The sequence below is a fragment of the Micromonospora craterilacus genome (assembly GCF_003236315.1).
Classification (GTDB): Bacteria; Actinomycetota; Actinomycetes; order Mycobacteriales; family Micromonosporaceae; genus Micromonospora; species Micromonospora craterilacus.
On record NZ_POTY01000582.1, the window covers coordinates 1 to 428 of the forward strand.

1 protein-coding gene is annotated in these 428 nt (G+C 64.0%); it reads right to left on the bottom strand.

Features of this window, described 5'->3' with window-relative positions:
* Nucleotides 1-428, bottom strand: a 428-nt coding sequence (locus C1I95_RS37505; protein WP_199524060.1) for a lamin tail domain-containing protein, incomplete at both ends; no start/stop codon positions are given.

The window sequence follows — 428 nt, forward strand, 5'->3', positions numbered from 1 at the left end:
GGTCCTTGGTGCCGGCGCTGGCTGTACCCCAGAAGCCGGACGGCGGTTGATAGCCAACCTGGCCGATGCGGTCGACAACCACGCCGGAACGCGTGAGCGTCAGCGCATCGTCGCCATTGAAGGAGAACGCCGCAGTCTGGTTGACGCGGCTGCCGAGCACGCTGGCCAGTGTGCTGTGGGCCATCACATGGACGGCGCCTGGCGCCAGCTTGCCCGAGAGTGCAAACGACGCGGTGGGCGTGCTGGCGCCATTGTTGTACTGCTCGATCTTGTAGACCGACAGATCGGCTTCGGCGCCGTCCGGGTTGTAGATTTCGATGGCCTTGTTGTTCGAGCTGCCTTCTACGTACTCGCTGATGAGAAGCTCGGCTTGAGCAGGCAACGCCACGGACAGCACGGCGGCAAGGAGGAAATGCAGGCGCATGGGG